Source organism: Anaerobacillus alkaliphilus (genome assembly GCF_004116265.1).
GTDB classification, from domain to species: domain Bacteria; phylum Bacillota; class Bacilli; order Bacillales; family Anaerobacillaceae; genus Anaerobacillus; species Anaerobacillus alkaliphilus.
Genome location: NZ_QOUX01000036.1, coordinates 40,786 through 48,619 on the forward strand (window position 1 = coordinate 40,786; position 7,834 = coordinate 48,619).

Below are 7,834 nucleotides of genomic sequence, written 5' to 3' on the forward strand. Positions count from 1 at the left end.
GGTGAATGATTATGATTATAGAACTTGTTGTTTGTTTTTTTGCTACTGTTTCGTTTGGTATTATTTTCGGAGTTCCAAGAAATGCTCTTTTCCTGGGTGGTGGAATAGGAGTTCTGGCTTGGACTATCTTTCGCTTATTGTCGGATTACGGAGTAACTGCGATATTTGCTACGAGTATCGCATCCATCACAGCGGCAACTTTAGCCCACTTTTTAGCACGAAAATTTCGAATACCAGCTACTGCTTTTACCATACCAGGAATTATTCCTCTAGTACCAGGCAGTAAAGCCTATTATACAATGTTAGCTTTTGTTGATGGAGATTACCTTGGTGGACTTGAACTTGGGATTGAGACAATGTTACATGCTGGGGGAATAGCTGCGGGAATTGTCTTTGCGATTGCGATATTTTCATTTGGGAAGGGGATTGGACACCGCTATGAGGCAGGTCGTTAACTCATTTATTAATAAACACTCCCTTTTATCGGAAGGCGCAACTGTTGTAGTAGGAGTCTCAGGTGGGCCAGATTCGTTGGCGCTTTTGCATTATTTACATAAGGAATTGAAGCAATTGCATATAACTATTATCGCAGCCCATGTAGATCACATGTTGAGAGAAGAATCGGCGGATGAATACCGTTTTGTAGAAAGCTATTGCTTAGAAGAAGGAATTACGTTTGAAGGTACTAAGGCTAACGTGAAACAATATCAAGAAACGCATAAAGTAAGTGTTCAAGTTGCCGCAAGGGAATGTCGCTATCAATTCTTTGAACTTGTAATGCAAAATTATAAAGGCCATTTTTTGGCGTTGGCCCACCATGGTGACGATCAAATAGAGACAATGATTATGCGGCAGGTGAGAGGTGCACATGGATATGGACTAGCTGGTATTCCTGTTAAGAGACCGTTCAGTTGTGGAGTACTTATTCGCCCCTTTCTTTGTCTGTCAAAGGAAGACATACTAACTTATTGTAAGGACGAAGATCTTCAGCCGAAAATTGATCTTAGTAATTTCACTTCAAAATACATGCGCAATCGAATTAGAAATGAAGTGTTACCGATTTTAAAGAGAGAAAACCCAGCTGTTCATCTAAAATTTCAACAACAAAGTGAACTCTTGACCGAAGATGAGCAACTTCTAGAGCAATTGGCTAGAGAAAAATTAGAAGATGTTATCCTAAAAAAGGAACCTAAAAAAATCGTCCTTGCGATATCAACGCTAATAAGTTGTCCAATCTCTTTACAAAGAAGAGGCTTTCAACTAATATTAAACTATCTTTACGAACAAAACATACCAGAAATTACCACTATACATATGAATGATTTTCTGCAGTTCCTTAATAACCGTCATCCATCAGGCTCTCTAGATTTTCCAAACGGTTTATCCATCACAAAATCCTATGACAAATGTTTTCTAGAATTTGAAAAACAAAAGGGTGTTTCTTTTTATGAAGACCAATTATTGATACCAGGGATTGTTACTCTTAAAAAGGGTAAGATAATTGGAGAAGTAATTGAGGCAAACCAGAAAGCACCAATAACCCGAAACACCATGGTTTGTGATAAGGAGAAATTAAAACTACCTTTAATAATAAGAAATCGCCAAAAGGGAGACTCGATGTTCATCAATGGTATGCGAGGAACAAAAAAGTTAAAGGCGCTATTTATTGATGAGAAAGTACCTCGTGATGAGAGAGAGAGCTGGCCGATTGTAGTTAATGGAGATGGAGAAATACTTTGGGTTCCTAAATTGAGAAAAGCGAACTTTGCTGATCCTACAAGTGGAACAAAGGAGTTTGTAAAGTTAACCTTTGAAGAGTTTTAGTAAAAGTACATATTTTTTTGAGGATTAAAGCATGATTATTCATTTTAGTTATACATTATTTTAGGGGGTTATTTTCAAGTCATGATGAGAGATGAAATTAAAGAGGTATTATTATCAGAAGAGGAAATTCAAACAAAAATAAAGGAACTAGGTGCATCTCTATCTGAAGAATATCAGGATCGTTTTCCTCTTGTAGTAGGTGTGCTAAAAGGCGCAATGCCATTTATGAGTGACCTGATTAAACGAATGGATGTTCATTTAGAGGTAGACTTCATGGATGTCTCTAGCTATGGAAATGAAATGGTTTCTTCAGGAGAAGTGAAAATCATTAAGGATTTAAATACTTCTGTAGAAGGAAGAGATGTATTAATCATCGAGGACATTATTGATAGTGGGCTAACCTTAAATTACTTAGTTGATTTATTTCATTATAGAAAAGCTAAGTCGGTTAAGATTGTCACGCTATTGGATAAGCCTGAAGGAAGAAAAGTTGATCTGAAGCCTGATTTGGCAGGTTTCAAAGTGCCTGATGAGTTTGTGGTAGGGTATGGTTTAGACTACGCAGAGCGTTATCGTAACCTTCCTTATATCGGAATTTTAAAGCCCGAGATTTATCAGGGGTAATTAATTGTGATTAAGAATAGTTTTATGCTAATATTTAATGAAGCTTTATGTGCTAGTGGGAGGAGGTAAAGGATGAATCGAATTTTTCGAAATACAGTCTTTTATTTATTAATCTTTTTAGTAATTGTTGGTATTGTAAGTTTCTTTAACGGGCCACCAGCAGATACTCGGGATATGACGTACGGTGAATTTCACACTCACTTAGTAAGAGGTGAAGTGGGTGAAAGTTCTATTCAGCCAGTCAGGGATGTGTACGTAATCCGTGGAGAACTAAAAACAGCAGGTGCAGAGGCTTTTGTAGTTAATGTACCTAGATCAGATATCGCTCTTGATGCTATCTTAGATGCTGCTGAAAGAGGCGACACTGAATTAACAGTATTACCAGCTGAACAAACAAGTGGTTGGGTAACTTTCTTTACATCAATTATTCCATTTGTGATTATCTTTATTTTATTCTTTTTCCTTTTAAGCCAAGCTCAGGGTGGCGGAAGCCGAGTCATGAACTTTGGTAAGAGTAAAGCTAAGCTTTACGATGATAAAAAGAAAGCCAAGTTTAAAGATGTAGCAGGTGCAGATGAGGAAAAGCAAGAACTCGTAGAAGTTGTTGAATTCTTAAAAGATCCACGTAGGTTTTCTGCGATTGGAGCACGTATTCCTAAAGGGGTATTACTAGTAGGACCTCCTGGTACTGGTAAAACATTACTAGCTCGAGCAGTTGCTGGAGAAGCCGGAGTTCCATTTTTCTCAATCAGTGGTTCAGACTTCGTTGAGATGTTCGTTGGGGTCGGTGCTTCGCGTGTTCGTGATTTATTTGAGAATGCTAAGAAAAATGCACCTTGTATCATTTTCATAGATGAAATTGATGCTGTAGGACGACAACGTGGTGCTGGTTTAGGTGGAGGACACGATGAGCGTGAACAAACATTAAACCAATTACTTGTTGAGATGGATGGATTTGGCGTTAACGAAGGAATTATTATTATCGCCGCAACAAACCGCGCGGATATTTTAGACCCTGCATTGCTTCGTCCAGGACGTTTTGACCGTCAAATTTTAGTTGGACGCCCAGATGTCAAAGGTCGTGAAGCGGTTCTTGAAGTACATGCTCGCAATAAGCCTTTAGGCGAAGATGTAAATTTAAAAACGATTGCTACTCGTACACCTGGATTTTCGGGTGCCGACTTAGAGAATTTATTGAACGAAGCTGCTTTAGTTGCTGCTCGTACTGATAAGAAGATCATTGATATGAACGATATTGAAGAGGCAATTGACCGTGTTATTGCTGGACCTGCTAAGAAGAGCAGAGTTATTTCTGAAAAAGAGAAAAATATTGTTGCTTATCATGAAGCCGGTCATACAGTCGTTGGAGTTAGACTAGAAAGTGCTGATATGGTCCATAAAGTAACCATTGTCCCACGTGGTCAAGCTGGTGGTTATGCAGTAATGCTTCCAAAAGAAGATCGTTACTTTATGACGAAACCAGAGCTGTTAGATAAGATTGTCGGCTTACTTGGTGGTCGAGTTGCCGAAGAAATTATTTTTGGTGAAGTAAGTACAGGTGCCCATAACGACTTCCAACGTGCAACAGGAATTGCTCGTAAAATGGTCACGGAGTACGGAATGAGTGATAAGCTTGGCCCAATGCAATTTGGTACAGGTCAAGGTGGCAATGTATTCCTTGGGCGTGATATTAATAATGAGCAAAACTATAGTGATGCAATTGCATATGAAATTGACCAAGAAATGCAACGCATTATTAAAGAGAGCTATGAGCGTTGTCGAACCATCTTACTTGATAACAAAGATAAGCTTGAATTGATTGCAAAAACGCTTCTTGAAATAGAGACATTAGATGCTGAGCAAATTAAATCGTTAATGGCGGATGGTAAGCTTCCAGAAGGGCATCATTCCAATAACGTAAATAAGACAACTGAAGGCGATGTTAAAGTGAATATTAATACAAAGAAAGAAGAAACAAAGCCTACAGATGCTCCAGTTGAAAATGACGAAGAAGCACTTCTTCCTGAAAAGAAGGATGAAACCAAGAACGAAGATAATAAGTAATGTTAAAAGGGTGTCTTTTATAGACACCTTTTTTTACTAGCTCTTTTCGTAAACATTGTGGCTTTTTACGCTAAAATAATCGAAAAAAATACCCTAGATGAAGATATCAGCCAACAAATCAAGTAAGAAAAGAGCAATACTTACTAAATTAGTGATCAATCCTTAGTATTTTGTGTAAAAATCCGGCTTTTGGGATTTTTACGAAAGCAACAAACTTTTCGAAAACAGCACTTTAATAAGTTAAAAATACAAATTTGTTCATTTTTCGCTCATAAGTATTTATACTGAAGAGGGATAAAAATTCAATAACCTAAGTAGGTGACATTAATGATCTTTGTTTTAGATGTAGGAAATACAAACATTGTATTAGGTGTTTATGAAGGAGAAAAACTTAAGTACCATTGGAGAATAGGGACTGACCGAACAAAAACAGAAGACGAGTTTGGCATGATGGTGAAACAACTCTTTTCTTATGAAGGGCTCACCACGAAAGACATAGATGGAATTATTATTTCGTCAGTAGTACCTCCAATTATGTATGCCTTAGAGAAAATGTGTAAGAAATATTTTAATATCACACCAATGGTCATTGGTCCTGGTATTAAAACAGGTTTGAATATTAAATATGATAATCCGAAAGAAGTGGGTGCCGATAGAATTGTCAATGCAGTAGCTGCAATTGATATGTACGGTGGTCCCTTGATTATTGTTGATTTTGGAACTGCAACTACATATTGTTATATCAATGAAGAAAAACAATATATGGGTGGTGCTATTGCTCCAGGGATTGGGATTTCAACAGAAGCTTTATACAATAGAGCATCTAAACTTCCTCGAATAGAAATTGTTAAGCCTAATAACATTATTGGTAAAAATACTGTTAGTGCCATGCAAGCGGGTATTTTATATGGGTATGTTGGACAAGTTGAAGGTATCGTTACTCGTATGAAAGCACAAGCAGTAGGGAATCCTAAGGTGATTGCAACAGGTGGTTTAGCACCTTTAATTGCAAATGAGTCGACGATGATTGATGTTGTAGACCCATTTTTAACACTCAAAGGACTTCAAATGATCTATACAAAAAATCTAGAATAAATTAGTAAAGAGGATGACTCAAGGGAGTCGGTTACTACCAATTTTGGTGGAGTCATTCCGGTGGAGTGATCCTCTTCTATTTGGTAGTATATACTAGAAGGTGGGAATTTTTTATGACAGATTACTTAGTAAAGGCAATAGGATTTGAAGGAAAAGTAAGAGCATACGCAATTAGAACAACAAATATGGTCGGAGAAGCAGTTCGAAGACATGGAACTTGGCCGACTGCATCTGCAGCTTTAGGAAGAGCTATGACTGCTTCTACAATGATGGCTGCTATGTTAAAAGGAGAAGAAAAGATTACAGTAAAAATTGATGGTGGCGGTCCAATCGGAGCAATTATCGTGGATAGTAACGCCAAAGGCGAAACAAGAGGCTATGTTGGAAATCCAAAAGTGCACTTTGAGTTAAATGCTCATGGCAAGCTAGATGTAGCAAGGGCAGTTGGTAGAGATGGATTATTAGCGGTTGTCAAGGATATTGGCATGCGTGATCATTTCACAGGAAGTGTACCACTTGTATCCGGAGAGCTTGGTGAAGACTTTACTTACTATTTTGCCTCATCTGAGCAAACACCAGCATCTGTTGGTGTCGGTGTGCTTGTAAACCCAGATGAAACGATCTTGGCATCTGGTGGATTTATCATTCAATTGATGCCTGGTGCTGATGATGAAACAATTACGTTTATAGAAAATAGGTTAAGTACGATACCCCCAGTGTCAAAGCTAATAGAAGCAGGAATGCCACCTGAGGAATTATTGTATGCCCTTTTAGGCGATGACAATGTAAAAATTTTAGAGAAAATGGATGTTATTTTTAAATGTAATTGTTCACGGGAAAGAATTGCTAATGCACTTATCAGTTTAGGAAAAGAAGAACTTACAGATATGATTGAAACAGAAGCTGGAGCAGAAACAGAATGTCACTTCTGTAACGAAAAATATACGTTTACAAAAGCTGAGCTCGAACAGTTACGAGAAGAAGCTAACTAAGTAAAGAAAGCCTTTATTTATCACTTAAAATGCAACGTTGATAAATAAAGGCTAATTTTTACAAAAAAGAATTGACAGTTGTAACTTGCTCTGATAAATTAATAGTAATTAAACCAATGAATTTACTCGGTATTAAAAATAGAGATCTTATGAGGAGGAGTTATTTATGAAAGTTGCAAACTCAATTACAGAATTAATTGGTCAAACACCTTTAGTGAAATTAAATCGTCTAGTATCTGAGGATCATGCAGACGTATACTTAAAACTTGAATACATGAACCCAGGAAGTAGTGTTAAAGACCGTATAGCTTTAGCGATGATTGAAGCAGCTGAGAAAAACGGAAAATTAACAGCTGATACGACTATTATTGAACCGACGAGTGGTAACACAGGAATTGGGTTAGCAATGGTTGCTGCGGCGAAAGGCTACCGTACAATCCTAGTTATGCCAGAAACAATGAGTTTAGAGCGCCGTAATCTTCTTCGTGCTTATGGAGCAGAATTAGTGTTAACTCCTGGTCCAGAGGGAATGGGTGGAGCAATCCGTAAAGCAACAGAATTAGCAAAAGAAAATGGCTACTTTATGCCACAACAGTTTGAAAATGAAGCGAATCCTGAAGTTCACCGTCTAACTACTGGTAGAGAACTATTAGAGCAAGTTGGTGACCAACTTGATGGTTTTGTCTCAGGTATTGGTACAGGTGGTACAATTACAGGTGCTGGTGGAGTGTTAAAAGAAAAATTCCCGAACTTACACATCGCAGCAGTAGAACCATCGGATTCTCCAGTATTATCTGGTGGAAAGCCAGGACCGCATAAGATCCAAGGGATTGGAGCAGGTTTTGTTCCTGACATCTTAAACACACAAATATATGATGAGGTTATCCAAATCTCTACAGAAGAAGCATTTGAGTATGCTCGTCGTGCTGCAAAAGAAGAAGGTATCTTAGGTGGTATTTCTTCTGGTGCTGCAATTGCTGCCGCTCTAAAACTAGCCCAAAAGCTAGGTAAAGGTAAAAAAGTAGTTGCAATCATTCCTAGTAACGGTGAAAGATATTTAAGTACGGCTTTATATCAATTTGAAGAATAATTAAGAAAGCAGTCCAATTTGAACTGCACCCCAATTGTTAGACACAACTAACGATTGGGGTGCAGTTTTATTTATGACTAAATTTACAAGTGATACGAAATTAATGATCATTGAAGGCTATAACTCGAAAATAACTTCTCAAAAA

General features: G+C 37.7%; 7 protein-coding genes. All 7 read left to right on the forward strand.

Annotated features, from left to right (window positions below; genetic code table 11):
* Window positions 1-11 precede the first annotated feature (11 nt).
* The 7 genes from DS745_RS10945 (at window position 12) to cysK (ending at window position 7,689) form a co-directional block, all read left to right on the forward strand.
* Window positions 12-455, forward strand: a complete 444-nt coding sequence (locus DS745_RS10945) for a threonine/serine exporter family protein (RefSeq protein WP_129078298.1) — start codon at window positions 12-14, stop codon at window positions 453-455.
* Window positions 439-1,824: a tRNA lysidine(34) synthetase TilS gene (gene tilS, locus DS745_RS10950; RefSeq protein ID WP_129078299.1), complete on the forward strand. Its 1,386-nt coding sequence runs from the start codon at window positions 439-441 to the stop codon at window positions 1,822-1,824. The genes DS745_RS10945 and tilS overlap by 17 nt, the downstream gene beginning before the upstream one ends.
* 84 nt (window positions 1,825-1,908) lie before the next feature.
* Window positions 1,909-2,448: a hypoxanthine phosphoribosyltransferase gene (hpt, locus tag DS745_RS10955; RefSeq protein WP_196121238.1), complete on the forward strand. Its 540-nt coding sequence runs from the start codon at window positions 1,909-1,911 to the stop codon at window positions 2,446-2,448.
* Window positions 2,449-2,520: 72 nt separating this feature from the next.
* Complete coding sequence (ftsH, locus tag DS745_RS10960) at window positions 2,521-4,512, forward strand: ATP-dependent zinc metalloprotease FtsH (RefSeq protein WP_129078301.1); 1,992 nt, start codon at window positions 2,521-2,523, stop codon at window positions 4,510-4,512.
* A 327-nt stretch (window positions 4,513-4,839) separates the two neighbouring features.
* Complete coding sequence (locus DS745_RS10965; RefSeq protein ID WP_129078302.1) at window positions 4,840-5,607, forward strand: type III pantothenate kinase; 768 nt, start codon at window positions 4,840-4,842, stop codon at window positions 5,605-5,607.
* 113 nt (window positions 5,608-5,720) lie between these two features.
* A complete protein-coding gene (gene hslO / locus DS745_RS10970) occupies window positions 5,721-6,599 on the forward strand; it encodes an Hsp33 family molecular chaperone HslO (RefSeq protein WP_129078303.1) in 879 nt (292 codons plus the stop codon).
* Window positions 6,600-6,765: 166 nt separating this feature from the next.
* The gene (gene cysK, locus DS745_RS10975; protein ID WP_129078304.1) at window positions 6,766-7,689 is read left to right on the forward strand and encodes a cysteine synthase A; all 924 of its coding nucleotides are present in this window, start codon (window positions 6,766-6,768) and stop codon (window positions 7,687-7,689) included.
* Window positions 7,690-7,834 lie beyond the last annotated feature (145 nt).

Excerpts from the sequence above, each read along its gene's own strand:
- DS745_RS10945 (WP_129078298.1), top strand. The coding sequence starts at position 12 with ATGATTATAGAACTTGTTGTTTGTTTTTTTGCTACTGTTTCGTTTGGT.
- tilS (WP_129078299.1), top strand. The coding sequence starts at position 439 with ATGAGGCAGGTCGTTAACTCATTTATTAATAAACACTCCCTTTTATCG.
- hpt (WP_196121238.1), top strand. The coding sequence starts at position 1,909 with ATGAGAGATGAAATTAAAGAGGTATTATTATCAGAAGAGGAAATTCAA.
- ftsH (WP_129078301.1), top strand. The coding sequence starts at position 2,521 with ATGAATCGAATTTTTCGAAATACAGTCTTTTATTTATTAATCTTTTTA.
- DS745_RS10965 (WP_129078302.1), top strand. The coding sequence starts at position 4,840 with ATGATCTTTGTTTTAGATGTAGGAAATACAAACATTGTATTAGGTGTT.
- hslO (WP_129078303.1), top strand. The coding sequence starts at position 5,721 with ATGACAGATTACTTAGTAAAGGCAATAGGATTTGAAGGAAAAGTAAGA.
- cysK (WP_129078304.1), top strand. The coding sequence starts at position 6,766 with ATGAAAGTTGCAAACTCAATTACAGAATTAATTGGTCAAACACCTTTA.